The organism is Streptomyces sp. NBC_01546 (assembly GCF_045208355.1).
Lineage (GTDB): Bacteria > Actinomycetota > Actinomycetes > Streptomycetales > Streptomycetaceae > Streptomyces.
Window position 1 is genome coordinate 7,462,475 of sequence record NZ_CP109379.1, and the last position, 26,477, is coordinate 7,488,951.

The 26,477-nt window shown below is 71.6% G+C and carries 26 protein-coding genes; 16 read left to right on the plus strand and 10 right to left on the minus strand.

The window, feature by feature from the left end; all coding sequences use genetic code 11:
- Positions 1–34: 34 nt before the first annotated feature.
- From OHA89_RS34065 to OHA89_RS34100, 8 genes are all read left to right on the plus strand, one after another.
- Positions 35–478: a cupin domain-containing protein gene (locus tag OHA89_RS34065; RefSeq protein WP_215147071.1), complete on the plus strand. Its 444-nt coding sequence runs from the start codon at positions 35–37 to the stop codon at positions 476–478.
- The gene (locus OHA89_RS34070; RefSeq protein WP_215147073.1) at positions 475–1,746 is read left to right on the plus strand and encodes a beta-ketoacyl synthase; all 1,272 of its coding nucleotides are present in this window, start codon (positions 475–477) and stop codon (positions 1,744–1,746) included. The genes OHA89_RS34065 and OHA89_RS34070 overlap by 4 nt, the downstream gene beginning before the upstream one ends.
- Entirely contained in the window at positions 1,743–2,969 is a 1,227-nt protein-coding gene (locus OHA89_RS34075; protein ID WP_266611680.1) for a beta-ketoacyl synthase N-terminal-like domain-containing protein, read from the plus strand. The genes OHA89_RS34070 and OHA89_RS34075 overlap by 4 nt, the downstream gene beginning before the upstream one ends.
- A gap of 75 nt (positions 2,970–3,044) precedes the next feature.
- The gene (locus OHA89_RS34080; protein ID WP_215147077.1) at positions 3,045–3,299 is read left to right on the plus strand and encodes an acyl carrier protein; all 255 of its coding nucleotides are present in this window, start codon (positions 3,045–3,047) and stop codon (positions 3,297–3,299) included.
- Between the two features lies 1 nt (position 3,300).
- Positions 3,301–3,780: an SRPBCC family protein gene (locus tag OHA89_RS34085; RefSeq protein WP_406367834.1), complete on the plus strand. Its 480-nt coding sequence runs from the start codon at positions 3,301–3,303 to the stop codon at positions 3,778–3,780.
- Between the two features lie 21 nt (positions 3,781–3,801).
- A complete protein-coding gene (locus tag OHA89_RS34090; protein ID WP_215147081.1) occupies positions 3,802–4,143 on the plus strand; it encodes a TcmI family type II polyketide cyclase in 342 nt (113 codons plus the stop codon).
- Positions 4,144–4,284: 141 nt separating this feature from the next.
- Entirely contained in the window at positions 4,285–5,202 is a 918-nt protein-coding gene (locus tag OHA89_RS34095; protein WP_215147083.1) for a MurR/RpiR family transcriptional regulator, read from the plus strand.
- A gap of 322 nt (positions 5,203–5,524) precedes the next feature.
- Entirely contained in the window at positions 5,525–5,911 is a 387-nt protein-coding gene (locus OHA89_RS34100) for a hypothetical protein (protein ID WP_215147240.1), read from the plus strand.
- A 13-nt stretch (positions 5,912–5,924) separates the two neighbouring features.
- On the opposite strand, the gene OHA89_RS34105 is transcribed toward OHA89_RS34100, so the two are convergent.
- Together OHA89_RS34105 and OHA89_RS34110 are read right to left on the minus strand one after the other, a co-directional pair.
- Complete coding sequence (locus OHA89_RS34105) at positions 5,925–6,299, minus strand: toxin Doc (RefSeq protein ID WP_266611682.1); 375 nt, start codon at positions 6,297–6,299, stop codon at positions 5,925–5,927.
- A 122-nt stretch (positions 6,300–6,421) separates the two neighbouring features.
- On the minus strand, positions 6,422–7,237 hold the full coding sequence (locus OHA89_RS34110) for a serine protease (RefSeq protein WP_215147086.1): 816 nt from the start codon (positions 7,235–7,237) through the stop codon (positions 6,422–6,424).
- A 252-nt stretch (positions 7,238–7,489) separates the two neighbouring features.
- Here OHA89_RS34110 and OHA89_RS34115 point away from each other — a divergent pair, with 252 nt between their 5' ends.
- Together OHA89_RS34115 and OHA89_RS34120 are read left to right on the plus strand one after the other, a co-directional pair.
- Complete coding sequence (locus OHA89_RS34115) at positions 7,490–7,981, plus strand: hypothetical protein (protein WP_215147088.1); 492 nt, start codon at positions 7,490–7,492, stop codon at positions 7,979–7,981.
- A gap of 50 nt (positions 7,982–8,031) precedes the next feature.
- A complete protein-coding gene (locus OHA89_RS34120; protein ID WP_215147090.1) occupies positions 8,032–8,280 on the plus strand; it encodes a hypothetical protein in 249 nt (82 codons plus the stop codon).
- Between the two features lie 41 nt (positions 8,281–8,321).
- Here OHA89_RS34120 and OHA89_RS34125 read toward each other — a convergent pair whose 3' ends face one another.
- The 6 genes from OHA89_RS34125 to OHA89_RS34150 form a co-directional block, all read right to left on the minus strand.
- Entirely contained in the window at positions 8,322–8,966 is a 645-nt protein-coding gene (locus OHA89_RS34125; protein WP_215147092.1) for a response regulator transcription factor, read from the minus strand.
- Positions 8,930–10,174 carry a sensor histidine kinase gene (locus OHA89_RS34130; RefSeq protein WP_266611684.1) on the minus strand — a complete coding sequence of 415 codons (1,245 nt, stop codon included), beginning with the start codon at positions 10,172–10,174 and terminating at the stop codon, positions 8,930–8,932. The genes OHA89_RS34125 and OHA89_RS34130 overlap by 37 nt, the downstream gene beginning before the upstream one ends.
- Complete coding sequence (locus OHA89_RS34135) at positions 10,171–11,010, minus strand: CPBP family intramembrane glutamic endopeptidase (protein WP_406367835.1); 840 nt, start codon at positions 11,008–11,010, stop codon at positions 10,171–10,173. Before OHA89_RS34135 ends, OHA89_RS34130 begins: the two co-directional genes overlap by 4 nt.
- Before the next feature lie 141 nt (positions 11,011–11,151).
- Positions 11,152–11,442, minus strand: coding sequence for an SHOCT domain-containing protein (locus OHA89_RS34140; RefSeq protein WP_257558315.1), 291 nt, complete (start codon positions 11,440–11,442; stop codon positions 11,152–11,154).
- Between the two features lie 142 nt (positions 11,443–11,584).
- Entirely contained in the window at positions 11,585–12,250 is a 666-nt protein-coding gene (locus OHA89_RS34145; protein WP_257558317.1) for a response regulator transcription factor, read from the minus strand.
- Complete coding sequence (locus OHA89_RS34150; RefSeq protein WP_406368698.1) at positions 12,247–13,446, minus strand: sensor histidine kinase; 1,200 nt, start codon at positions 13,444–13,446, stop codon at positions 12,247–12,249. The genes OHA89_RS34145 and OHA89_RS34150 overlap by 4 nt, the downstream gene beginning before the upstream one ends.
- Positions 13,447–13,683: 237 nt before the next feature.
- On the opposite strand from OHA89_RS34150, the gene OHA89_RS34155 reads away from it, so the two are divergent.
- The 4 genes from OHA89_RS34155 (at position 13,684) to OHA89_RS34170 (ending at position 21,953) form a co-directional block, all read left to right on the plus strand.
- Positions 13,684–14,841 (plus strand): hypothetical protein, encoded by a 1,158-nt coding sequence (locus tag OHA89_RS34155; protein WP_257558319.1) that lies wholly within the window; start codon positions 13,684–13,686, stop codon positions 14,839–14,841.
- 335 nt (positions 14,842–15,176) lie between these two features.
- A complete protein-coding gene (locus OHA89_RS34160) occupies positions 15,177–18,923 on the plus strand; it encodes a bifunctional glycosyltransferase family 2 protein/CDP-glycerol:glycerophosphate glycerophosphotransferase (RefSeq protein ID WP_266611688.1) in 3,747 nt (1,248 codons plus the stop codon).
- Complete coding sequence (locus OHA89_RS34165) at positions 18,916–20,397, plus strand: hypothetical protein (RefSeq protein ID WP_406367836.1); 1,482 nt, start codon at positions 18,916–18,918, stop codon at positions 20,395–20,397. The genes OHA89_RS34160 and OHA89_RS34165 overlap by 8 nt, the downstream gene beginning before the upstream one ends.
- A 50-nt stretch (positions 20,398–20,447) precedes the next feature.
- Entirely contained in the window at positions 20,448–21,953 is a 1,506-nt protein-coding gene (locus OHA89_RS34170) for a hypothetical protein (RefSeq protein WP_266611691.1), read from the plus strand.
- Here the strand turns inward: OHA89_RS34170 and OHA89_RS34175 are convergent.
- Entirely contained in the window at positions 21,940–22,872 is a 933-nt protein-coding gene (locus OHA89_RS34175) for an endonuclease/exonuclease/phosphatase family protein (protein WP_215147116.1), read from the minus strand. The two genes, OHA89_RS34170 and OHA89_RS34175, sit on opposite strands and share 14 nt — an antisense overlap.
- A 25-nt stretch (positions 22,873–22,897) precedes the next feature.
- Positions 22,898–23,650: a class I SAM-dependent methyltransferase gene (locus OHA89_RS34180; RefSeq protein WP_266611692.1), complete on the minus strand. Its 753-nt coding sequence runs from the start codon at positions 23,648–23,650 to the stop codon at positions 22,898–22,900.
- A 220-nt stretch (positions 23,651–23,870) separates the two neighbouring features.
- On the opposite strand from OHA89_RS34180, the gene OHA89_RS34185 reads away from it, so the two are divergent.
- Positions 23,871–24,833: an aldo/keto reductase family oxidoreductase gene (locus tag OHA89_RS34185; RefSeq protein WP_406367837.1), complete on the plus strand. Its 963-nt coding sequence runs from the start codon at positions 23,871–23,873 to the stop codon at positions 24,831–24,833.
- Between the two features lie 102 nt (positions 24,834–24,935).
- A complete protein-coding gene (locus OHA89_RS34190) occupies positions 24,936–26,447 on the plus strand; it encodes an alpha/beta hydrolase (protein WP_406367838.1) in 1,512 nt (503 codons plus the stop codon).
- Positions 26,448–26,477: the final 30 nt, after the last annotated feature.

The window sequence follows — 26,477 nt, forward strand, 5'->3', positions numbered from 1 at the left end:
GTCCAGGCTCCCCACACGCCAGGAGGAACCCGCCATGACCAAACAGCGCCCACGCATCGTCGACCTCAGCGAGACGCCGCCCAACCGCCGGCGCGGTGGCGACCTGAGGGCCGTGCTCACCCCGACCTCGGTGGGCTCCACCAGCGGCTTCATGGGCATGGCGATCATGGCCCCCGGCGAGTCCATCGCCGAGCACTACCACCCGTACTCCGAGGAGTTCGTGTACGTGGTCGCCGGACGGCTGGAGGTCGACCTCGACGGCGAGGCCCACCCGCTGCGCACCGACCAGGGGCTGCTGGTCCCGCTCAACGTGCGCCACCGGTTCCGCAACGTCGGCGGCACCGAGGCCCGGATGGTCTTCCACCTCGGACCGCTCGCCCCGCGCCCCGAACTGGGCCACGTCGACACCGAAGAGGCCCCGCACCCGGAGGGCACCGCGTGGGAGCAGCCCCCGGACCGCACAGGAGCGGTCTCGTGACCGGCCGCCGGGTGGCGGTCACCGGGGTCGGCGTCGTCGCACCCGGCGGGATCGGCGTCTCGGCCTTCTGGGACCTGCTCGCCAACGGCCGTACGGCGACCCGCGGCATCACCCTCTTCGACCCGGCCGGGTTCCGCTCCCGGATAGCCGCCGAGGTCGACTTCGACCCCGCCGCGCACGGGCTCGGCGAGGGTGAGGCGGCCCGGGCGGACCGGTACATCCAGTTCGCCCTCGTCGCGGCCCGAGAGGCGCTGCTGGACGCGGGACTCGACCTCACCACGGACGAGGCCTGGCGCACCGGCGTCTCCCTGGGCACCGCCGTCGGCGGGACCACCCGTCTGGAGCACGACTACGTGGCCGTGAGCCAGAACGGCGCCTGGTGGGACGTGGACGAGAAGCTCGCCGGGCCCCATCTGCACCGGGCGTTCACGCCCGCCACCCTCGCCTCCGCCGTCGCGGAGCAGACGGGTGCGCGCGGCCCGGTGCAGACCGTGTCCACCGGCTGCACCTCCGGACTCGACGCCATCGGGTACGCCGTGCACTCCATCGTGGAGGGCCGGATGGACGTGTGCATCGCCGGGGCCTCGGACTCGCCCATATCGCCGATCACCGTGGCCTGCTTCGACGCCATCAAGGCGACCTCGCCGAACAACGACGACCCGGCCCACGCCTCCCGGCCGTTCGACGCCGACCGGGACGGGTTCGTCCTCGGCGAGGGCGGCGCCGTCCTCGTACTCGAAGAGCTGGAACACGCCCGCGCCCGCGGTGCGACCGTCTACTGCGAGATCGGCGGCTACGCCACCTTCGGCAACGCCCACCACATGACGGGACTGACCGCCGAGGGGCTGGAGATGGCCCGGGCCATCCAGACCGCCCTGGACCAGGCCGGGATCGACGCGAAGGACATCGACTACGTCAACGCGCACGGATCCGGCACCAAGCAGAACGACCGCCACGAGACGGCGGCCGTCAAGCGGGTCCTGGGCGAGCACGCCTACAAGACGCCGATGACCTCCATCAAGTCCATGGTCGGTCACTCCCTCGGCGCCATCGGGGCGATCGAACTGGCGGCCTGCGTGCTCGCCATGACCCACCAGGTCGTACCGCCCACGGCGAACTACGAGACGCCGGACCCCGAGTGCGACCTGGACTACGTACCCCGCACCGCCCGCGGCCGCAAGCTGCGCAGCGTGCTCTCGGTCGGCAGTGGCTTCGGCGGATTCCAGTCCGCCGTGGTCATGACCCGGCCGAAGGAGGAGGTCTCGTGACCAGCCGTACGGTCATCACGGGCATCGGGGTCGTCGCGCCCAACGGCGTCGGCGCCGACGCCTTCTGGAAGGCGACCCAGTCCGGCCTCAGCGTGCTGGACCGCGTCACCCGGGCGGGTTGCGAGCACCTCCCGCTGCGGGTCGCGGGCGAGGTACGGGGCTTTGACCCCGGCGCGATGGTCGAGGACCGCTTCCTCGTCCAGACCGACCGCTTCACCCACCACGCCCTCGCCGCGGCCGACCTCGCCCTGGAGGACGCCCGGCTCGGCCGGGCCGACTACGAGGCCGACCCCTTCTCGGTCGGGGTGGTCACGGCCGCCGGGTCCGGCGGCGGCGAGTTCGGGCAGCGCGAACTGCAGCGGCTCTGGGACCAGGGACCCCGGTACGTCGGCCCATACCAGTCCATCGCCTGGTTCTACGCCGCGAGCACCGGCCAGATCTCCATCCGGCGCGGCCTCAAGGGACCGTGCGGGGTCGTCGCCAGCGACGAGGCGGGCGGGCTCGACGCCTTCGCGCACGCCGCGCGGGCCATCCGCCAGGGCAGCCGGGCGATGCTCGTCGGGGCGACGGAGGCGCCCCTCGCGCCGTACTCCATCGTCTGCCAGCTGGAGTACGAGGGCCTGAGCACCCGGGACGATCCCGAGCGCGCCTACCGGCCCTTCACCGCCCAGGCCTGCGGGTACGTCCCCGCGGAGGGTGGCGCGATGTTCCTCGTGGAGGAGGAGGCCGCCGCCCGCGGCCGGGGCGCCACGGTCCGCGCCGTGCTGGCCGGCCACGCCGCCACCTTCACCGGGACCCGGCGGCCGGACGACGCGGGCGAAGGGCTGGCCCACGCGATCCGGGGCGCACTGCGCGAAGCCGGCTGCGCCCCGGAGGAGGTCGACGTGGTCTTCGCCGACGCCCTCGGGACGCCGGCGGCGGACGCGGCCGAGGCGGCGGCCATCGCCGCCGCCCTCGGCGCACACGGGCGCAGGGTACCGGTCACGGCGCCGAAGACCGGTACCGGCAGGGCGTACTGCGCGGCGCCCGCCCTCGACACCGCCGCCGCGGTACTGGCACTGGAGCACGGCATCGTCCCGCCGACCCCGAACGTCTTCGACGTGTGCCACGACCTCGACGTGGTCACCTCCGGTGCCCGATCCGCGGACCTGCGCACCGCGCTCGTGCTGAGCCGCGGCCGGATGGGCTCGAACTCCGCGCTCGTCCTGCGCAAGGCCCCGTGAACGGCCGCGTGGTCCCCACGGGGTCCGCGTCCGGCAGGACCCGCTCAGTCCCCCCGTAGGAAGAGAGAAGCCACCATGTCCGACCGACTGACCCTGGAGGAGCTGGCGGCCCTGATGAAGACCGCCGGCATCACCGTCGACCCCGCCCAGCTGGCGAGCAGTCCGGACTCGGCCTTCGAGGAGTACGGCCTGGACTCGCTGGGCCTGCTCGGCATCGTCGGCGAGCTGGAGAACCGGCGCGGGCGGGCGCTGCCCACCGACGCCGACCGCTGCAAGACCCCCGGCGAGTTCCTCGACCTCGTCAACAACAGCCTGATGACAGGAGCCTGACATGCCTGGACACACCGAGAACGAGATCACCGTCAACGCCCCCGTGGACGTCGTGTGGGAGATGACCAACGACCTCCCCAACTGGCCGCAGATGTTCAGCGAATACGCCTCGCTGGAGATCCTCGAGCAGAAGGGGGCCACCACCCGCTTCCGCCTCACCATGCACCCCGACGAGAACGGCAAGGTGTGGAGCTGGGTCTCGGAGCGGACCGTGGACCGCGAGAACCTCACGGTCCGGGCGCGGCGCGTCGAGACCGGCCCGTTCGCGCACATGGACATCCACTGGCAGTACTTCGCGGTACCGGGCGGCACCCGGATGAAGTGGACCCAGGACTTCGCGATGAAGCCGGACGCGCCGGTCGACGACGCGTGGATGACCGACAACATCAACCGCAACTCCCCGATCCAGATGGCGCTCATCCGGGACAAGATCGAGCAGCGCGAACGCGAGAACCGCACGCCCGCCGTCAGCCGAATCTGAAGCGAAAGGCAAGCACCCCGGATGAACCAGACGCATCGCGCCCTCATCGTCGCCCGCATGGCGCCGGGATCGGCTCCCGACATCGCCGAGCTCTTCGCGGGCTCGGACGCGGGCGAACTGCCGCACCTGGTCGGAGTCTCGCGCCGCAGCCTGTTCCAGTTCGGTGATGTGTACATGCACCTGATCGAGGCGGACCGGCCACCGGGCCCCGCCATCGCGCAGGTCACCGACCACCCCGAGTTCCGGCAGCTCAGCGAGCGGCTCACCGCCTACATCAGCCCGCACAACCCCGACACGTGGCGCAGTCCGAAGGACGCGATGGCCCACGAGTTCTACCGCTGGGAAAACCCCGCCGCGAAGTGAACCGAGCGGCCCGGACGGGACCCGCACACCGGTGTGTGCGGGTCCCGCCGCGTGCGGCCCGCGCGCGTGGACCGATCTTCGTCGGCCACGGGGCGTGAGCTATGTTTGAGCGTGAGTGACATAGTCAAGGAGGCCCTTCCGGTGTCATCGGGGCAGCAGGCACGCGCTCAGGCAGCTGCGATCAAGCCGAGCGGGCAGTCGTCGGAGGAGATCCGTCCCCCGGCCGACCGGCTCCTCGCGCTCTTCGACGGCCGTCGCCTCTCCCCGGGCCAGCGCCGGATCGCGCAGTACCTGATCGACCACCTCACCGAGGCGGCGTTCCTGTCGATCACCGAACTCGCCGAGCGGGTCGGCGTCAGCCAGCCCTCCGTGACCCGCTTCGCCGCCTCCCTCGGATTCAGCGGCTACCCCGCCCTGCGCGACGTGCTCCAGCCCATCGCCCTGAGCGCGGTGGCCGGCTCCCCGGACACCCGCGAGCAGATCCGCCGCAACGAGCTGCAGGCGGCCGTCGACGCCGAGATCGAGAACCTGGAGAACGTACGCCGGCTGCTCGCCGACACCAACCAGGTACTGGACATCGGCCGCGAGCTGGCCGCATCGGTGCCGCTGACCGTCCTCGGCCTGCGCATCTCGGTGTCCCTGGCCGAGTACTTCGCCTACGCGGCCCGGCGCATCCACCCCGACGTGCGCCTGGTGACCCGAGGCGGCAGCGTGGCCTACGACGCGCTGCTCCAGTCCAAGGCGGCCGGCGGGACCTGGGTCCTGGCCTTCGCCATGCCGCGGCACGCCAAGGAGACCCTGGCCGCCGTCCGGGCCGCCCGCAGTACGGGGCTGCGCGTCGTCCTGATCACGGATCCGACCCTCGGGCCGCTCGTGGACGAGGCGGACGTGACCCTGAAGGCGGGAACCGGCTCGCGCCTGGTGTTCGACTCGTACGCGGCTCCCGGGATGCTTTCCGCGGCCCTTCTCCAGGCCATGGCCGACGCGGACCCCGAGCGCACGCAGGCGCGCCTGGAGGGCTACGAGCAGGTCGCCGACCAGCACGGATTCTTCCTGTAAGGGCTGGTCGGGGCGGATTTGCGCGGGTGCTGACCAGGGGCATATTCAACCTGGGAGGTGCATGAAATTTTTCATACGCTTGCCTACTCGACGGTATATATGTTTACTGACGGCGGCGCTCCGGATCCACCAGATGCCAAGGAGGAGGACCCCCTCCTGAACGCACGCGCGGCACGACGACCTCCTCACGTCGTGACCACGCGTCGAGTCCCGGCCTTCGGATCCCGCTGGGCGCCCATGGCGGCCTCGGTCAACCCCTGGGCCGAGGCCGCCCACCAGCAACGTCTCGATCAGAGTTCGACACCCCTCGGAAGTGACGAGAATGCCCCTGACGGCCACCATCACGCGCAGCCCGGACTGGCCCCTGCAGGTCAAGGCCCCCGGGACCCACGACTGGGAACGCTCGGCCACGCGCTGGCTGCGCGACCTGCTCCCGGCCCGCTACGGCAGCTATCTGACGCTGACCCGCCACCACGCCCTGCTGGCGCGGCACGTCCAGCTCCAGCTCCAGCACGAGATGCGCGCGGTGCGGGTGGCCCTCCAGACCAGCCGGGCCGAGCTGCCCATGCTGGGCGTCGGCGAGGCGGTCATCGAGAACACGATCCGGATGTACGCCGTGGAGCTGGAGCAGCTGGGCCGCCTGTCCCGCGGCGCACGCCTGGTCTCCGACGCCCTCCTCGTGGGCACCCCCGCCCAGCGCAGGCGCTGACACCTTCCTGGTCCTACGCGGGCTGCCAGGACCGCAGGCGCGCGGCCACGTCGAAGACGGTGGCCCGGAGCAGGCGGATGTCGGTGATCAGGTCGCGCCACTGCTCGTACGAGGCGTCCACCGCCTTGCCGGAAGCCTCGATGTAGGCGACGGCGACCCCGTAGCCGAAGAACTCGTTGGCGTCGGGGAGCGGGCGGAGCAGGACGATCGCCTCGAGGAGGGCAGCCGCGCGCCAGTACGCGTCGGGGGCGTCCACGTCCAGGCTGGGCGTGTTCACCCGGTGCCGGGCGACGGCGGCGACCAGCGCGGAGTGGTCGGCCACCGCCACGTCCTTGAACAGCGACTCCTGCCGCTCCAGCAGCCAGCGGTGATCGATGTGCAGTTCCACGCGTCCGAGTATCCCTGTCCAGGGGCCGGGCGGGGGACTGTTCGCGGAGCACGCCCCCTGTCGCCCGGCTTTGGGGAGCCGGCGGCAGGGGGCGTGCGGAGTCCAGGGAGCCGCGACTACGGCTACGGCTTCGGCAGCACGCAGCCGGGACGGTTCAGGTCGATCTTGTTGCCGGGGGCTATGCAGGGGACGAGGGTGTAGGTCTCCTGTGCGTAGTTGATGCCCTGGCGGACCGTTACGTTGCCGTTCTCGTCGACCTCGCACGGATTGTTGTCCGTGCAGCGGCCGCCGTCCTCGTTGCCCGTGTTGTTGACGGCGACGACCTTGCCGGTCGCCGTGTCGATCACTGGCGAGCCGGAGGTCCCGCCGATGGTGTTGCAGGACGAGGTGTAGCGGACCGAGTCCTTCCAGGTCCATTCGCCCTCTTTGAGGCGGTAGGCGAAGCCGTCCACGGAGCAGCTGTAGGTCCGCTTCCAGTAGCCGGAGACGACCTTGATGGCCGAACCCTGCGTGGGGCGGGTGTCATTGAGGGTGAGCGCGGTGATGCCGTACTGGCTCTGGATCTGGGCGTACGTCTTGGTCAGCTGGTAGACCGAGACGTCCGTGTCGGTCATCGTCGCGTACGAGATCTTGCTGGCGCGCAGCGTGCCGACCTTGGAGCCCGCGGCGTTGAGCAGCGAGAACGAGCGGGTGGAGGGCTGGTCCTTGACGACCTCGCCGGCCGCGGGGAAGCCGGTCTCCAGACAGTGCCCGTTGGACAGGACCAGTGCGGGGTCGTTCGGCTGGGAGGCGGGTGCGCGGACGACGGAGCCGGAGCAGTTGCTGAGGGCGACGGTGCCCGCGTAGGTGACCGCGACGGCCGGTGCGGCGATGGCCGGGGCGCCCGCGGCTCCCACGAGGAGCAGGGCTAACAAGGCGCCGGCGAGAGGCTTTTTCATGTGGGGGTTCCCCTCTGAGGACAATGCGACCGAAGATCCTTCGGTTGTCATGCGCATTGTTGGTATCCGGGCGTCAACCCGCAAGAGGGCGTGGCTGGTTGACGCGACGCCCCTGTGGCAAGGGCCGGCCCGGGTGGGCACGGCGGTGGTGACGGTCCGGTGACTTCCCGATCTCTCTCCGGCACAGGTGTTCCGTAGCGGAGGCTTTGCCTCCTACGGTCTGTGCAGCACAGTTCCGGATCGGGAGGCAGCGTGGAGCGCGAGATCGACATCGACCAGCTGATTGCGGCGATGAAGGCGGTCGACGAGGCGGGCCGGCTCTTCGAGGAGTCGCTCGCCGTGTACGAGGCGCGCGGCCTCAAGCGGACCAGCGACGACTTCAAGGTGGCGGGCGGCTCCGTCCAGACGCTCCAGGGTGCCGAGGAGATGGCCCTCGGAACCCGCAGGTTCCTCACCGAACTCGCCCTGCTCGCCGGTTTCACGACTGCGGGCCTGGAAGACCGCCTGGCCGGACGGGCGGGGACGGCCCGCGCGGGCTTCCGGGGTGTCTCCGGCGGCGGCTCCCGGATGGCCCGGCCGCTGCTCGACCCGACCCTGAAGGGGCTGCGACTGCTGCTGGACGTCGACCTCTTCGAGCCCGCCTTCAAGGAGGAGATAGCGGAGGTGGTGCGGGCCGAGGCGGCGACCTACCCCGAGCCGTCGGCCTTCCGCGTCCCGCGCGCCGCGGCCGGGCGCACCCCCTGAGCGGATCCCCTCGGGGTGCCGTGCCCGGCTGAGGGGGAGAGGCTGGAGACATGCATCATGCACCCGTCGTCGTACACCGGATCTTCCCGTCGGGAGGCCGGCAGGTCACGCTGCGGACCGCCGGCGGCGAGGAGTCCCTCGGGGTGGCCCGCTCGGACCAGGACGTCATCGAGTTCCTCCGGCGGGCCGGGATGCCCGATCCCGACGACGTGGTCCTCGGCGGCTCGGAGCTGCTGGAGTGGGACTCCGACGAGCCCCACGTTTACACCGCGGACCCGCCGACCGACGACCTGCCGTAGGGGGGTGTTCCCCGGGTCTGCGGGGCGTCGCCGTTCGGCCCTCAGCGGCGCAGGTAGGCGAGCACGGCGAGCACCCGCCGGTTGTCCTCGGCGCAGGGCGCGATCCGGAGCTTGGCGAAGATGCTCGCCGTGTGCTTGGCGACGGCGCTCTCGCTGAAGTGCAGGGTGAGCGCGATCGCGGCGTTGGACCGGCCCTCCGCCATCAGCTCCAGCACGTCCCGCTCCCGCGCGGTGAGGCTCGCTATGGTTCCCCGGGCATCGCCGCGCGAGAGCAGCCTGGAGATGACCTGCTGGTCCAGGACGGTGCCGCCCGCGGCGACCCGTCGTACGGCGTCGACGAACTGGCCGGTGTCGGTGACCCGGTCCTTGAGGAGGTATCCGACGCCTCCGTCGTCACCGGCCAGCAACTCGTTGGCGTAGAGCTGGTCGACGTACTGGGAGAGCACGAGGACGGGCAGCCCCGGGCGCCGGCGGCGGGCTTCGAGCGCGGCCTGGAGGCCCTCGTCGGTCAGGGTCGGCGGCAGGCGTACGTCGACGACCGCGACGTCCGGTTCCTCCTCCAGCAGGGCGCGCAGCAGCGAGGGGCCGTTGTCCACCGAGGCGACGATGTCGAAGCCGTGCTCCCGCAGGGTGCGCTCCAGCCCGTCCCTCAGGAGGAAGAGGTCTTCGGCGAGGACAACGCGCACGGAATCTCCAACGTCACGGTGGTCGGGCCGCCCGGCGGGCTGTGCAGGGCGAGGGTCCCGTCGAAGGTAGCCAACCGGCTCCGGACGCCGAGCAGCCCGGTCCCCCCGGCGGGGTCCGCGCCGCCGCGGCCGTCGTCGGTGACGGTCACGCGCAGCCGCGGGTCCCGGCCGCCGTCGTGCTCGACGACGATGTCGACGCGGTCGGCGCCGGCGTGCTTCGCCGCGTTGGCCAGCAGCTCGTTGACCGCGAAGTAGGCGGCCGATTCGACGGGCGCGGCCAGCCGCCCGGGCAGGCGGGCCTCGACCCGTACGTCGAGGAAGCTGTCGAGCGCCAGCGAGCGCAGCGCGTCGCCCAGTCCGCGGTCGGTGAGCACCGGCGGCTGGATGCCCCGGACCAGGTCGCGCAGGTCCTCGAGCGCGCGCGCAGACAGGGCGCGCACTTCCAGCAGTTCGGTACGGGCGGCCGCCGGATCGCGCTCCAGCAGCCGGGTGGCGGAGTCGAGCCGCATGCCCAGGGCGACGAGCCGGGCCTGCGCACCGTCGTGCAGGTCCCGCTCGATGCGCTGCAGTTCGGCCGCCTGGGAGTCGAGGGCGGCCCTGCGCCCGTCGGTCAGCTGCTCGATGCGGTGCGCGAGTTCGGCGCTGCGGGGCGCGCCGAGGCACAGGCGGCTCCAGCGGGCGTGCAGGCGCAGGACGCGCGGTGCGACGGCGGCGCCGAGAGCCATGAAGGCCACTCCCAGCGCCAGCGCCGCGAGCATGGCGGGAGTGCTGTCCACGAGGACGAAGGCGTACCAGTTGCCGTCGCCGAGGTGACGCCAGACGAACGGCTGGACGAGCGCGCCGAAGGCCCCGTACTCGATGAGGGCGAGCGGGACGGCGACCAGCAGGCCCCCGGCCGACGGCTCCAGCCAGGCCCACCTCAGGTCGCGCCAGAAGCCCTCCTCGGCGAGGACGGCGCGGGCCGCGCGGGGGAGGGGCTCCGGCGGGCCGATCCGTACTCCCGACCACACCCCGGCCCGCTCGCGGGAGCGGTCGGACCGGCGGCGCAGCGCGCGGGCGGCGGCCGGCAGCATCCGCCCGCCGAGGCCGAGGGGCAGGAGCAGCAGGGCTCCGACCACCCCCGCCCCCGTGAAGGCCGCGGCCACCGCCGCCAGACTCGCCAGCTGGCACCGCCAGGCGGCGGTCAGGGAACGGGATGTCGAACTCATGTCCTGTGCAGGGTAGCCGCAGCCGAACCGGCCCCGGAAGGTGTCCTCATGACCCACGGCAGGGCCGCGAGCAGGCACGCCGACCCGAAGCAGACCATCGGCAGGACGGCGCCGGACTCCTCGTCCAGGAAGAGCAGCATGCCGAGGTTGACCAGGGTGTGGAAGCCGCCCGCGAGCAGCAGCCGGCGGGCCCCGCCGGTGCCCTCGAGCGCGAGGCCCAGCACCACCGACATGGCCACGGTCGCGGCGAGGAAGGCCGCCGCGTACTGCGGGCGCTGTGCGAACACCGGCACGTGCCACAGCCCCCACAGCACACCCACGGCGACCGAGGATGCGAGCACGCCGAACCGGGTGCGCAGCAGCGGCTGGAGGAGGCAGCGCCAGCCGAGCTCCTCGGCGCACGCCCCCACCAGCTGCGCCACGACGATCAGCGCGAAGGAGTGTTCCAGGGAGCCGGGGCGGGTGAACCAGCCGTCGGCCGCGCCGCCTTGGCCCAGCAGGTAGGCCAGGATCGCCAGCACGGTGATCAGCGGAGCCGTCGCGAGCAGCGCCGCGCCCCGCCCGGCCCCGGACCGCCCGGCCCCGGACCGCCCGGCCCCGGACCGCCCCGCCCCGCGGACGAGCCGGGCGACCCGGTCGCGCTGGACCAGCGCCAGTGCGGCCACCCCGGCGGCCGGTCCGAACTGAGCCAGCTGGATCACCTCGGCGGGTACCCCGGCGGCCTGCTGCACCGCCCCCAGCGCACCCGCCGCCGCGAAGGCCACCGCGAGGAACCCGCCCGCCGTCCCCCACACCCGCTGTGACCGCGCCGCCCCGATGTCCTCGAACGTCTCCATGTCCCGCTCCGCTCCGCGTCGTTGACCGTGTACTCACGGACGACGATGCCGGGCGGAACGAACCCGGTCAGTGCACCTGACCACCGGGCTGGGGTGTACCCAGGTGCACCTGGGTACCCGGGCGGCCGGAGGTGACGGGGCTCAGGCCGCGCCGCCCTTGGAAGCGGGGCCGAACTGCTCGTCCAGCACGGACAGCCGCCGCCAGTACTCGTCCTCGTCGATCTCGCCGGACGCGAAGCGGCGCCCCAGGATCCCGATGGGCGACTGCTCGCCGTAGGCCGCTCCCCGGGCCTGCCACGGCCCGCGGCGGCCGCGCCACACGGTGCGGCGCAGCACGGTCACGGCGCCGATCACGACCGCCGCCCAGATCAGCGGGAAGAACAGGATCCACGGGCCGGGCCCGTCGTACGCGAGGGTGGTGAGGGTGTTCATCTCGGTTCATCTCCTCGGAGGTTCGGAGGTGCGGACGTTTCGTCTCACTCCGAGACTGCCTCCGGGAGCGGCCCGGGTCGTCGTACGGCCGGCTGCACCGCGCCTACGACCAGGGGAGTACGGCGGCGCGCGGGGCCCGGTGTCAGCCGAGCCAGCCCGGCCGTACCAGCCCCGACTCGTAGGCCAGGACCACCAGCTGGGCGCGGTCGCGGGCACCGAGCTTGACCATGGTCCGGCTGACGTGGGTCTTCGCGGTGAGGGGGCTGACGACCAGGCGGCGGGCGATCTCCTCGTTGGACAGGCCCATGCCCACCAGCGCCATCACCTCCCGCTCCCGGTCCGTGAGCCGGCCCAGATCCGCCGCGGCCGCGGGCCGCTTCGAGCGGGCCGCGAACTCCGAGATCAGACGGCGGGTCACGCCCGGGGACAGCAGCGCGTCGCCCTCCACCACCGCACGGACCGCGCGCAGCAGTTCCTCCGGCTCGGTGTCCTTGACGAGGAAGCCCGAGGCACCGGACCGGATCGCCTCGAAGACGTACTCGTCGAGTTCGAAGGTGGTGAGCATGACGACCCTGACGGCGGCCAGCGCCCCGTCCTCGGTGATCCGCCGGGTGGCGGCGAGCCCGTCCAGCACCGGCATCCGGATGTCCATGAGGACGACGTCGGGGCGCAGCTCCCGCACCATCCGCACGGCCTCGTCCCCGTCGGCCGCCTCACCGGCCACCTCGATGTCGGGCTGCGCCGAGAGCAGCGCCCGGAACCCCGCCCGGACGAGGAGCTGGTCGTCGGCGAGCAGTACACGGATCACGGGTCCTCCTGGGACGTGACGGCCTTCAGCGGCAGCCTCGCCACCACCCGGAAACCCCCGCCGGGACGGGGCCCGGCCTCGATCGTGCCGCCCAGGGCGGCGGCCCGCTCACGCATGCCCACGAGCCCGTTCCCACTGCCGCCCGCGGCGCCGCCGGTGGCCGGGCCCTCGTCGTCCACGCGCAGCTCCAGGGCGCGCGGCTGCCATATGAGGCCGACGCGCGCGGTGTGCGCACTGGAGTGCCGTACGACGTTGGTCAGCGCCTCCTGCAGGATCCGGAAGGCGGCCAGGTCCGCGCCGGGCGGCAACGCCCGCGGCGTCCCCTCGGCCGCCACCTCCACGGCGAGGCCGGCCGCCGCGGCCTGCTCGACGAGCTCGGGAAGGCGGTCGAGACCGGGGGCGGGGGCGCGGGGCGCGTCACCGGGGGTGCGCAGGGTGTCGAGGACCTGCCGGACCTCGCCCAGGGCCTCCTTGCTGGCGGCCTTGATGGTGGTCAGAGCCGTACGGGCCTGCTCGGGGTCGGTGTCGAGCAGGGCCAGCCCGACGCCCGCCTGGACGTTGATCACCGAAATGCTGTGGGCGAGGACGTCGTGCAGTTCACGGGCGATGCGCAGCCGCTCCTCGTCCACCCGGCGCCGCTCGGCGGCAGCCCGCTCGACCCGCTCACGGGCCCACTGCTCCCGCCGTACGCGGACCAGCTCGGCGACGGCGAGCATTGCGAGCACCCACGCGGTGATGGCCAGCTCCTGCCCCCAGGGCGCCGGGCCGTCCCCGGCGGGCGGGAGCCACTGGTACAGCCAGTGGGCGATGAGCAGGTGCCCGGCCCAGAGCAGCCCGACGGCCCCCCAGGCGGCTGAGCGGTGACCGGCGACGACGGCCGCGAAACAGGCCAGCGCCAGGCTGACGAACACCGGGCCGTACGGGTACCCGGCGCCGATGTACACCAGGGTGACGGCGCTGACCCCGTACGCCACGGCCACCGGATGCCGGTGCCGGGCCAGGAGCAGTGCGGGCCCGAGCAGCAGCAGAAGCCGCGCGAACGCGTCCAGCCCCACCCGCCCGGGCTGCTCCCGCGCGGCCCAGCCGGAGGCGGCCTGCGCGAAGACGGCGACGAGCAGCACCGAGCGCCAGGCCGGGCCCCGCCCGGTCCGCTCCACCCATCGTCGCCACGGAGGACCGGGGCGCTCACGCCGCATTTCCATACGACCACGCTAGTGCGCGCCCGCCGTCACCCGCGTCACCCCGGCGTAGCGTTCGCGGCGTACTCCCCAGGTAGTACGCGCAGGCCCGACAGGCTAGGTTGCACGGATGCCGGGGCCGTCGTGAACACCCGACCCTGGCATCGAGGGGTTGCCGCGCTGCCGTAAATTGTCCCACGGCCCGCCGGGCCAGGCCGGACAAAAGGGACGATCGCGGGCAGGAGTGAGCAGGACATGGCGCGACGCGGACGTGCGGACACGGACCGAGGGGCCATCTCCGGCGAGCCTGCGGTCCCGGGCTCCGAGATAGCCGCGGCGGCCGACGGCGGACACGCCGCCCCGGGCTGGCTGCGCCTGGGGCGCGACGGCCGGCTGACCGCCTACGCGAGCTGCGCCGAGGGCCTGGTGCGCTGGACGGAGTCGGCACCCGGCTCGGACGTCTGGCACGGGCCCGACCTGTTCCCCGTGGAGGGCTGGGCCGGCCGGTACACGCTGACCCAGGACTCCAACGGCTTCGTCTGGTTCGCCGCCATCCGCCACCGGGACGGGGCGCCGGACGGCCGCGAATTCGTCATAGCGGCCCAATATCAGACAAGTCGGCCGCTGAGCGACTGGCGCGCCGTGGGCAATCCCTTCCCGCCGGGCGACGATTCGGCACCCGCTCCGGGCGCCCCCGTCGTCCTCGCCGACGGATCGGGCTCCCTCCACTACTTCGTCACCCGTTTCGGGGCGGGCATTCGCGCCCGGAGCCAGCGCTCCGACGGGTCATGGACCGCGTGGGCCGACCACGAACTCAGGTGGGTGCGCGGTGCGATCGTGCCGACCGAGCCGATCCAGGGCCGGGTCGGGTTCCTGGCGCCCTTCCGGGGCGGTGCCGTGCAGATGGGTCAGACGAAGCCGGGGGACGGGGCCCTCACCTGGCTGGGCCGGATGGAAGCGGACGCCGTCGAAGGGACGTACAGCTCCTGCGAGACGAGCCCCGGCGTCGCCACCCACTTCTGGCGCGCCCCGGCGGACGGAACCGTCGTCGCCTGCCGGCCGCAGCGGTTCGGCGTGGTGACGACGAGCGGGTTCATGTCCCTGGGCGGCGCGGGCGGCGTCGGCCCGGTCGGCGTCGTCCGTACGCCCATCAACGGTTACGACTGCACGGTCCTCCTCCAGCGCGGCGCCGAGGGATACCCGGAGATCGCGGCCTATCCCACGGAGGGTGAGCAGTACGGGGCCTGGTGGGCCCCTGTCGGAGACCGGTGCGCGGGACTCCCGGCCCTTGCTCTCGACGCCCGCGGCTCGGTCACGATCGCGATGCTCGACACGGATGGCGGGCTGCGGATCGCCCGGCAGGATCTCACGGCCGAGGGGCTCGCGTTCGGCGAATGGCGTCACGTGGGGTGAGTTTCATCACCGGGCCGCCCGGCCCGGTGGCGGGAATTGCTCATTCCGGTCCTTCCCCGCCCAACTGGACAGTTGGCGCGCCCGCTAGGCCCGGGATGCAGTTGCTCATTAACACATGCGAAACATTGCGCGGCCGGGGCGTTTCCGAATACTTGCTCGGCGTCAAACGATTGGCCTAGGCTGCACACGCCCTGTGAGGGCCGCATAAGTGTGCGGCCCGCGTCGGGCAGGACGGGCGAGGCGAGGGGGCGGCGGTGGTCGGGGGCGGAACTGGCTTCGTGTCGCGGCAGGTAGCCGCACGCCGGAAAAAGTGTGGCAATCAAGGAGTTTTCTGAGTGGCCGGTACGCCCCGCCTGAGTGTTGTCGTTCCCTTTCAGGACGTCGAGATATACCTCGAAGAGTGCCTGGAGTCGATAGCCAGGCAGACGTTCCCCGACCTCGAGGTCGTCATGGTCGACGACGGCTCGACGGACTCCTCGACCGCGATAGCCGCGGACTTCGCCCGCCGGGACTCCAGGTTCAGGCTCCTGCGCCAGGAGTCGATGGGACCGGGACATGCCCGTAATGTCGGCATTCGCGCAGCTCATCCCCAGGCGGAATTCCTGGCGTTCGTCGACGGCGACGACGTCATACCCGAGTACGCCTACGAGCTGCTCGTGCGGACCCTCGAAGCCTCCGGCTCCGACTTCGTGTCGGGCAACGTGCAGATGATGAACTCCACCAAGAAGTGGCAGTCTCCGCTGCACAAGGCGCCCATGCAGCGCAGCAAGCGCGGTACCCACATCACCAAGGTGCCGGAGCTCATCTACGACCGGACGGTCTGGAACAAGCTGTTCCGGCGGTCCTTCTGGGACTACCACTACATCGCTTTCCCCGAGGGAGTCATGTATGAGGACTCCTGGGTCAACATGTTCGCCCATTTCCGTGCGGCCAAGGTGGACATCCTCACGGACATCGTCTACTTCTGGCGGCGCCGCGAGGGAGGTGCCGCACCCTCCATCACCCAGCGGCACACCGAATTCAGCAATCTGCAGGACCGGGTCGCCGCCGTGCAGTCGGTCAGCCGGTTCCTCGCCGGACACCGCGCCAGGTCGTACAGCGATCACAAGCGGAAGTACGATCTCGCCTGCCTGAAGTCGGACCTGATGCTGCATCTGAAGGTGCTGCCGGACGCCGACGCGGAGTACCAGGACGCCTTCATGCACTGGGCGAACGAGTTCCTGGACGAGGCCGACGAGGACATCATCGACGAACTTCCCGCCGATGCCCGCGTCAAATGGCTCCTGGTGCGCGAGGGCCGGCTGAAGGAACTGCTCGACGTCGTCGAGTTCGAGCGCAAGGGCGGGCCGCTGCCCGTCCAGCGGCGCCTGCACCGGTACCTCAACTACCCCTATCTCGGCGACCGTTCGATCGGCCTCGACAAGAGCGCCTACCGGCTCGACAAGGAACTGTCGCTGCACGGTTCGCTGACCAGCGCGCTCTGGGACGATTCCGGCCACCTGACACTGCAAGGATCCGCGTACGTCCGCTTCATCAACGTGCACAAGCGGCACATGTCGATGAAGGCGATCGCGCTGCGCAACAAGAAGCAGGGCCGGGTCGTCGTCGCGAAGGCGAAGACCACGTACTACCCGCAGGCCACGGAGCACTCCAACCAGAACCGCTACTGCTACGACTGGTCCGGATTCCAGGTCAGCTTCGACACCTCCCGCCTCAAGCGCAAGGGCCAGTGGGTCGAAGGGACGTGGGACGTGGCCGCCGGCGTGCTGAGCCGCGGGCTGTTCCGCTACAAGGGCATCGCCCGCGGCGGCGCGGGCACCGCCGCCAACCCGCCCTACCAGTACGTCGACAAGAACACCCGCGTCGTACCGCTCTTCCTCCAGGGCAAGCTCAAGCTCCGTGTGGAGATCGTCCGTTGCCGGATCACCCGGCACCGGATCGTCGGCGACAACCTCGAACTCGGCGGTGTCTACCTGGGGCCCAAGCTGCCCGAGTGGGGCAAGTTCCGGGTGACCAGCATGGCCGGCGCCGGGCGTCACGACGCCTGGGTCCACTTCAAGCCGGGCGGCGAGGGCTGGTACACCTTCGTGACCCGCATCCCGGTCAAGGCCCTGGTTCCCGGCCACCGTACGAACTCCGGCGACGGAGTCCCGCAGACCTGGAACACCGGCAGCAACGGCTGGAAGACCACCCTCCACGTCGAGGGCCGCAAGGCGGCCATCTACCCGGTCATGGCGGAGGAGACCGCCGACGGCCACTACCGCCTCCCGGCTCAGCTGCAGACGCAGGCCGCGGACCGCGAGGTCTTCGTACACCGCAACGGCTCCGGCTACGTGGTGATGTTCGAGCGGGACACCCTGCCGCTGGCCACCGCGGCCACCTGGCACCCGGACGGCTCGCTGGAGGTCGTCGTCGGCTACGCGGCGGAGGACATGCTCAGCGCGTCCGAATACGCCGCGGCCCACATCGTCGTCCGCTCCCGGGCGCACGGCGCCGAGCGCGTCGTCCCCATCACCTGGTACGGCCAGGAGTTCCGCTTCGTCGTCACGCCCGCCGCCATGCGCACCCTGGCCGGCGACATTCCGCTGGCCTCCGGCCGCTGGGACTTCTTCCTGCGCCGCCAGGACCCCTCCGCGGTCACCCCGGAGAACCGGTCCAACGACCTCATGGTCAAGATGGCGCAGGAACTGATCCCCACGTTCCCCAGCGAGATGACCGCGAGCGAGCGGCGCTACGAACTGCAGGCGGAGGCCTACGACCGGCTCTCGCTCCTGGTGCACTCGGCGATGCCGGACGAGGCGCGCGGCCCGTACCGCCAGAAGCTGATGCGCACCAAGACCTACCCGGGCGCCCGGCGCAAGTCGCTGAAGCAGGCGGTGCTGTTCGACGCCTTCAAGGGGACCCAGTACTCCGACAGCCCGCGCGCCCTGCACGAGGAGATGGTCCGGCGGGGCGTCGACCTCGAGCACCTGTGGGTCGTGCGCGACGACCAGGTCGCGGTCCCCCCGACCGCCCGCCCCGTCCGCATGTGGTCCCCCGACTGGTACGAGGCCATGGCCAGGGCCCGGTACGTCGTCGCCAACAACCACCTGCCCGACTGGTTCGAGAAGCGCGACGGGCAGGTCGTCGTACAGACCTGGCACGGCACGCCGCTCAAGAAGATCGGGCACGACATCGAAGCCGTGCACTTCGCGGACAAGCGCTACCTGGAGCGCGTGGAGAAGGAGGTGCAGAACTGGGACATGCTGGTGTCCCCGAACAGCTTCAGCACCCCCATCCTCAAGCGCGCCTTCCAGTTCCCGGGCGAGATGGTCGAGAGCGGCTACCCGCGCAACGACGTCCTGCGCCGCGCGGACTCGGGACAGCGGGCGGCCGAGGTGCGCCGCCGCATCGGACTCCCGCCGGGCAAGCGCGTCGTCATGTACGCACCGACCTGGCGCGACGACCAGTTCTACGCGCCGGGCAAGTACAAGCTCGACTTCCGCATCGACCTGGACGACGCAAGGGCGCAGCTGGGCCACGACCACGTACTGCTGGTGCGCCGCCACCCCAACGTGGTGGACCCGGTGCCCGGCGCCGGTGACGGGTTCGTGTTCGACGTGTCCGACTACCCGGACATGGCGGACCTCTCCCTCATCGCCGACGTGATGATCACGGACTACTCCTCCCTGATGTTCGACTTCGTCAACACCGGGCGGCCGATCCTCTTCTTCACCTACGACCTCGACCACTACCGGGACACGCTGCGCGGGTTCTACTTCGACTTCGAGCAGTCCGCCCCGGGTCCGCTGCTGTTCAGCTCCCCGGAACTGATCGGGGCGATCCGCAACATCGACCGGATCCAGCAGGGCTACGCGGCCCGCTACAGCTGGTTCCAGCAGGAGTTCTGCGACCTCGACGACGGCTACGCGGCGGCCCGGCTGACCGACCGCATCCTGATCGCCGGGGGAGACCTCGACCCCGCGCACGCGCAGGCACCGGCCGTCGGCCACGCTCCCGGCCCGGCGGGTCCCTGGAACGGGAGCACCCTCGGCCAGGTGCCACGGCAGCCGGTGAGAAGGATGGATTCCGAGCATGTCTAAGGCAGCGAAGAACGCGCGTCGCGTCTTCACGGGTGTGGATGCCTCCGGGCCGGTTCCCGTCGAGTACCGGTTCTCCCACGCCAGGAACGGGAACCGGCATCTGGTCGTCGTCTTCGCGAACTCCGGCGCGCCCGACGACTACGGGATGTCGGGCGGAGTCCTCGACAAGGTGCGGTCGAACATCCTGTGGATCCGTGACTCCTTCGACGGTGCGAACAGCTTCTACCTGTGCCAGGGGATGGACTTCGGCATCGAGCAGTCGGTTGCCGGGCTCATCGCGCGGGTGATGAACGCGCTGTCGCTGACCCCGGACGAATGCACCATGATCGGCAGTTCCGGGGGCGGCAGCGCGGCGCTCTGGTTCGGGCTGAAGTACGGCTACCGCAACATCGTGAGCAGCGTGCCCGAGTTCCTGATCGGGACGTACGTCACGGAGGCCCTTGCGGACACCGCGCGGCTGATGATGGGGGAGGTGACGGAGGAGAAGGTGCGCTTCCTCGACTCGGTCCTCCCCGACCTGGTGCGCGGCCGGCCGAACCCCACGGCCAACATCTACCTGATCTCCTCGCCCCAGGATGAGCAGTTCACGCGCCAGGTGGAGCCGTTCCTCGCACTGTTGCAGGGGTACGCGCACTTCAACTTCATCTTCAACGACTCCTCCCTGGTCGCCGGCCATCCGAAGGTGGTGGCACACAACGTCCCCGTCATCATGGGTCTGTTGAACCTCCTCGTCGACGGAATCAGCCCCGTGATCGGCGGCGTCCGCTACGGCTACGAGGAGCCGGAGCGCGACACGTCCGGCATCGACGGCTACCTCTCGGCGACCTCGCAGGTGCGGGGGGTCGATTTCCCGGCGCCGGTGGTGCTGATGCCCGCGGCGGAGGAGCGGCTGCCGGCGCATGCGGTCAGGTTCGTGGGGTCCGCTCCGCGTGCGGTGCGGGTCAGCATCTGGGAGAACGGCAAGTTCCAGGGTTCCCCGGCGGTCGCCCCCGACGGCAGCTGGACCTGGCTGCGGGACAAGCCGTGGGGCAAGGGGCGGCACGTGGTGCGGCTCTTCGGGGTGGACGCGAACAACTTCCACTCCGAGCGCAGCGAGGTGGTCTTCACGGTCGCGGACCCGGTGGACGTACAAGATCCCGTGTCCGCGCCGGCCCAGCCCCTCGCGCTGACGGTGACCTCGCCGGGCGCCCATCAGCAGGTGCCGGGCCCGGTCGCCCGGTTCGCGGGCTTCGCCCCCGGTGCGGTGCGGGTGGAGTTCCAGGAGGCCGGGGTGAGCTTGGGAGCCTGCCCCGTGATGGCGGACGGCAGCTGGGCCTGGGAGTCGAACTGGGCCTGGAACGAGGGGCCGCACTTCGTGGAGGCCGTCGCGGTGGGCGCCGGGGGCAATGCCTCGGCCTGGATCTCCGTCCCCTTCGCGGTGGCGGGCGCCTACACCGTCCCCGTGCCCGGCGGCTACCCCGGCGCGAGGCACTGACCCGCGGGGCCGGGTTCGTGCCAGGTCGGTGAGAAGAATGGATTCCGAGCATGTCTAACACAGCGAAGAACGAGCGCCGCGTCATCACGGGTGTGGATGCCTCCGGGCCGGTTCCGGTCGAGTACCGGTTCTCCCACGCCAAGAACGGCAGCCGGCACCTCGTCGTGGTGTTCGCCAACCTCAACGCGCCCGGCGAGTACGGGATGGGGGGCGGGATCCTCGACAACCTCCGGTCGAACATCCTGTGGATCCGCGACTCCTTCGACGGCGCGAACAGCTACTACCTGTGCCAGGGGATGGATTTCGGCATCGAGCGGTCGGTCGCCGGGCTCATCGCGCGGGTGATGAACGCGCTGTCGCTGACACCGGACCAGTGCACGATGTTCGGCAGTTCCAAGGGCGGCAGCGCGGCGCTGCTCTTCGGCCTGAAGTACGGCTACAAGAACATCATCGCCAGCGTGCCGCAGTTCCGGATCGGAACGTTCGTCGTGAGCGCCATGGCGGATTCCGCCCCCGCGATGATGGGGGAGGTGACGGAGGACAAGGTGCGCTTCCTCGACTCGATCCTTCCCGAGGTGGTGCGCGGCAGCGCCAACCGTTCCGCCAACATCTACCTGATCTCCTCGCCTCAGGACCGGCAGTACGCGATCCACATCGAGCCCTACCTCGGACTGTTCCAGGGCTACGGGAACTTCAACTTCATCTTCAACGACTCTCCTCTGATCTCCGGTCACGACAAGGTGACCACGCGGAACATCCCTTCCATGGTGGGGCTGTTGAACCTCGTCACCCACGGGATCGTCCCCCGCATCGGCGCCGTCCGCAACGGCCGCGAGGAGCCGCAGCGCGACACGTCCGGCATCGACGGCTACCTCTCGGCGACCTCGCAGGTGCGGGGGGTCGATTTCCCGGCGCCGGTGGTGCTGATGCCCGCGGCGGAGGAGCGGCTGCCGGCGCATGCGGTCAGGTTCGTGGGGTCCGCTCCGCGTGCGGTGCGGGTCAGCATCTGGGAGAACGGCAAGTTCCAGGGCTCCCCGGCGGTCGCCCCCGACGGCAGCTGGACCTGGGAGCGGGAGAAGCCCTGGGCCAAGGGGCGGCACGTGGTGCGGCTCTTCGGGGTGGACGCGAACAACTTCCACTCCGGGCGCAGCGAAGTGGTGTTCACCGCCACCGACGATGCCGTCGCACCGTCGCCGGTTGCCGGCCCGCCCGGGGCGGTCGCGCCGGCACCGGCCCAGTCGCCCGTCCTGTCCGTGACCTCTCCGGTACCCCAGCAGCAGGTGCAGGGCCCGGCGGTGCGCTTCACGGGTTTCGCCCCGGGCGCGGTGCGGGTGGACTTCCAGGAGCGCGGCACGGCCCTGGGGACGTGCGAGGTGATGGCCGACGGTGCCTGGGCCTGGGCCCCGGGCTGGGCCTGGACCGAGGGCGAGCACTTCGTCGAGGCCGTGGCGGTGGACGCGATGGGCAACGCCTCCGCCTGGACCTCCGTCCCCTTCGTCCTGATGAACGCCTACATCGTGCCGGCCCAGGGCGGTTACACCGCTACGAGGTACTGACCTCTGCGGCGGGACGGCTCACCCGCATCACCAGCGCCCGGTGGTCGGATGCTTTGGTGTCCACGACCTGGCAGGCGGTGCGCGGCAGCGTCGTGAACAGGTAGTCGATCTTCGTCCCGTCCTCGTGGGTGCGGCGTCCCGCCCGGGACACGCCCTTCTGGTCGCATTCCTGGTACGTGGTGTAGGCCTCGGCCGGCCAGAGCCAGCTGGTGGGGCTCCCGCCGACCGGCGGCGCCGAGTTGAAGTCACCGCCGATGATCGTACGGTCGTCCTCGGAAGCTGCCTCGAAGAGCGAGCGGAGCTGGTCGTCCCGGAAGTCCCAGTCGGGGTGCACCGTATCGGTGCCGCGCAGGGCGACATGCCCGTTGCACACGCGGACCCCCTGGGCCGGAACCTGCGCGCACAGGAACCGCCGGTGCAGCCCCGCCGTCGGCTGCTGGGTCGGTACGGCCTTGACCTCGGTGAGCGGGGAGGCGGCGAGCAGACCGGAGCCGGCCTGGCCCCTGCCCTCTCCCGTGCAGCTGACGGGTTCGCTGCGGCCCGCCTCGTCCACGCTGACGTAGGGATCGAACTGACTGTGCCAGTCCTTGCCCAGGCGCCGAGCGGCCGACAGCAGGTCCTCGGAGCAGACTTCCTGGAGGAGCATGACGCGGACACCGCGTGCGTCGGCCAGGGCACGCAGCTGCTGGAACTTGTCGTTCGGGCTGCCCTTGTCCTCGCAGCCCCACTGCTCCACACCGCACATGTTCCACGTGGCCACGGACACCGTGTCCGCCTTGGCCTCGGGAGAGAGTGACGGCGGCATCGAGGCGGTGTGCCCGGACGTGCAGGCCGCCGTGGTCAGCAGACCGAGCGCCGTCGCCACGCGGCCGAAGCGGCGCGATCGACGGCGTATCCCGGTCTCCGTGTGTCTGTGCATGCCGCCATCATTGAGTATGCGCCGGTCAGGCGGTGCATCGGGGGGACCGGAACAGTGCCGTCCAGAGGAAGGGTTCGCCGAAGAACGGGGACTCGGGCGGCTCGTCGCGCATGCGGCGCAGTTCGACCTCCGCGAGGTCGGAGAAGATCCAGCGCAACGACTCGGGCGTGTAGGCGAGGCCGCCCTGCAGGCCGGACTGACGGTAGAAGTCCGCGTCGGGCAGCTCGGAGCCCATCTCGCCGGCCGCGAAGCAGGTGAGGGCGAGATGGCCGCCGGGCGCGAGGACCCGGTCGAGGAGGCCGAGGTAGCTGATGCGGCGGTGCGGCGGCAGGTGGTGGAAGCAGCCGGAGTCGTAGATCAGGTCGTACGGACCGCTCAACTCGGACGCGGTGAGGGCGAAGGCGTCGCCGCAGTGGAAGCGGACGCCGGCCCCCGCCTCGCGGGCGCGGTCCTCGGCCCAGGCGATGGCCGCCGGTGACAGGTCCACGGCGTCGACCTCGAAGCCCAGGGCGGCGAGCCGCAGGGCGTTGCGGCCCGGACCACAGCCGAGATCGAGGGCGCGGCCCGGGGTGATCAGACCCCGGTCGAGGTACGAGACCAGGTTCTCGTCCGGCTTTGCCACGAAGAAGGGCACCGGCTTCGAGCGGTCGGCGTAGAAGCCGTCCCACCAGGACGCCGCGCCGGCCGTCCAGCGGTCGGCCTCCGGCGCGAACAGGCCGTCCAGGAGGCTCAGTACGTCGTCCACCGTGCGGATGTTCCGGCCCGCGTTCTCGTTCATCAAGTCCCCTTTCCCGAGAGGGGAATCGTATCTCCCGGAAGCATGAAAGCCCAGCTCAGAGGTGGTATGGAAGGTGTCTGCGCGACCCTCTGGCGGCCTGCGGGCAAGGCGGCGAGCCCGCCCCCCTTCAGGTGGGGGCGTTCGGCCGTCCACGCGCTCGCCGAAGGCCGTCTCGGGGGCAGTCCTGGTTCTCCCGGGCCGGGTTTCCTAGAGTGGGGGCGTGGTGACGAACGAGGGTGCGGGCGTGAGCGGTGACCGGGTGCTGTACGGGTGCATGGGGCTGGGCGGGAGCTGGGAGGCCGGTCCCTACGGACCCGCGGACATCGATGTCGCCGAGGCGGCGATCGGTGCGGCCCTCGAGAGCGGGATCACCGCCTTCGACCACGCCGACATCTACCGCAACGGCAAGGCCGAGGCCGTCTTCGGCGAGGTGCTCGCGCGGACGCCGGGGCTGCGCGAGCGCATCACCATCCAGACCAAATGCGGGATCCGGCTGGCCGGCAAGGACAGCCCCGGCATGTACGACCTGCGCGGTCCGAACATCACCCGGCGCGTGGAGGAGAGCCTGACCCGGCTGCGGACCGACGTGATCGACGTCCTCCTCCTGCACCGGCCCGACCCCCTGGCGGACGCCGGCGAGATCGCCTCGGCGCTGATGTCCCTGCACCGGCAGGGCCTCGTACGGCACTTCGGGGTGTCCAACATGGGAGCCGCGCAGATCGCCTCCCTCCAGGCCCGGCTCGACGTACCGCTGGTGGCGAACCAGCTGGAGATGAGCCTGTACAGCCGGGACTGGGTCGAGGCCGGGGTCCTGCTCAACACCCCCGAATCGGCGCGCAACGGGTTCCCGTTCGGCACGCTGGAGCACTGCCGCGATCACGGTATCCGCCTCCAGGCCTGGGGAGCGCTCGCGCAGGGACGCTTCACCGGCCGCCAGCAGACGGCCGCCGAACGGGCCACCGCGGAGCTCCTGGCCGATCTCGCCCGGCGCAAGGGCACCACGCCCGAGTCGGTGCTGCTGTGGTGGCTGAGCCGGCACCCGGCCGGGATCGCCCCGGTCATCGGCACCGCCCGGCCCGACCGGATCCGCGCCTGCCGCGACGCGGCGGTCCGCGAGCCCGACCTCACGCACGAGGAGTGGTACGAGCTGTGGGTCACGGCCAGGGGGGTCCCGCTGCCCTAGGGAGTGCCTTGCCGATCAGGCCGGTATCCGGGGGATAGCCCCACCCATGGCCGACCGGCCTGCCGGATGGGTGTCCGGGGCGGGCTCAACAAGGCTTGCCCCATGACGACTTACCCGCGCAAGGCCCTGCTCCTCGGCCTCTCCGCCGCCACCGCGGCCACCGGACTGGCCGTCACCACCGCGGCCCCCGCGGCCGCCCGCTCCGGGGCGGCCGCCCCGGCCCTCACCTGGCATCCCTGCGCCAAGCCGGGCGGTCCCGCCACACAGGAGTGCGCCGAACTGCCCGTCCCGCTCGACTACGCCGACCCCGGCGGCCGGCAGATCACCGTCGCCGTCTCCCGGATCCCCGGCGAGCGCCCGCGGGCCCGGCGCGGCTCCCTCATCGTGATCCCCGGCGGCCCGGGCGGATCCGGCGTCCAGCGGCTGGCGCAGAAGGGAGCCGCGCTGCAGAGGGAGCTGGGCGGGGCGTACGACCTCGTCGCCCTCGACCCGCGCGGGGTCGGCGGCAGCACCACCGCGAGCTGCGAACTCGCCCCCGAGGACCGCTACCTGACCAGCCTGCGGTCCTGGCCCGGCCCGGACGGCGAGATCACGGAGAACGCCGCCCGCTCCCGCCGCACCGCCGAGGCCTGCGCCCGCAGCGGCGGCCCCGTACTGCGCAGCTTCACCACCGCCAACCAGGCCCGCGACATCGACCGCTTCCGCGAGGCGCTCGGCGAGCGCAAGCTCTCCGCCTGGGGGGTCTCGTACGGGGCGTACGTGGGGGCCGTGTACGCGCAGAAGTTCCCGCGGCGCACCGACCGCTGGGTCCTCGACAGCAGCGGAGACCCCGACCCCCAGCGGGTCGCCCGCGGCTGGCTGGCCAACATGGCGCAGGGAGCGGAGGACCGCTTCCCGGACTTCGCGGCCTGGGCGGCCCACCCCGACCGGGACCGGGACGGACTGCGGCTGGCCGCAACGCCGCAGGAGGTCGAGCCGCTGGTGCTCGCGCTCGCGGCCTCGCTGGACCGGGCGCCGCGCGAATCCACCACCCCGGGGCTGCCCCTGACCGGCAACGGCCTGCGCGAGTCGCTGCAGAACGCGCTCTACAGCGACTCCGCCTTCGCTTCCTTCGCCCGGCTCGTCAAGGCGGCCCAGGACCCGGCGGTGGCCCCCGCACTGCCGCCGGAGCTCGCGCAGCCCTTCAGCAACGAGGATGCCGCGCTCATGGTCGGCGTCATCTGCAACGACGTGGCGTGGCCGCGCACGCCCATGGCCGAGTACCAGCGCGCGGTCGACGCGGACCGCACCCGGCACCCGCTCACGGCCGGTCTCCCGGTGAACGTGCTGCCCTGCTCCTTCTGGAAGACCGGCCCCGCGGAGCAGCCGACCCGGATCACCGACGAGGGGCCGTCCGACATCCTCATGATCCAGAGCCGCCGGGATCCGGCGACCCCGTACTCCGGCGCCCTGAAGATGCGCGAGGCGCTGGGCGGTCGGGCCCGGCTGGTCACGGTCGAGCAGGGCGGCCACGGCGTCTACCTCGGCAACGGCAACGCGTGCGGCGACCGTACCGTCACCGCGTTCCTGACCACCGGAGAGCGTCCCGCCCACGACGCGTACTGCGCCGACTGACCACGGCCGCCACCCCGCACCCGCACCCGT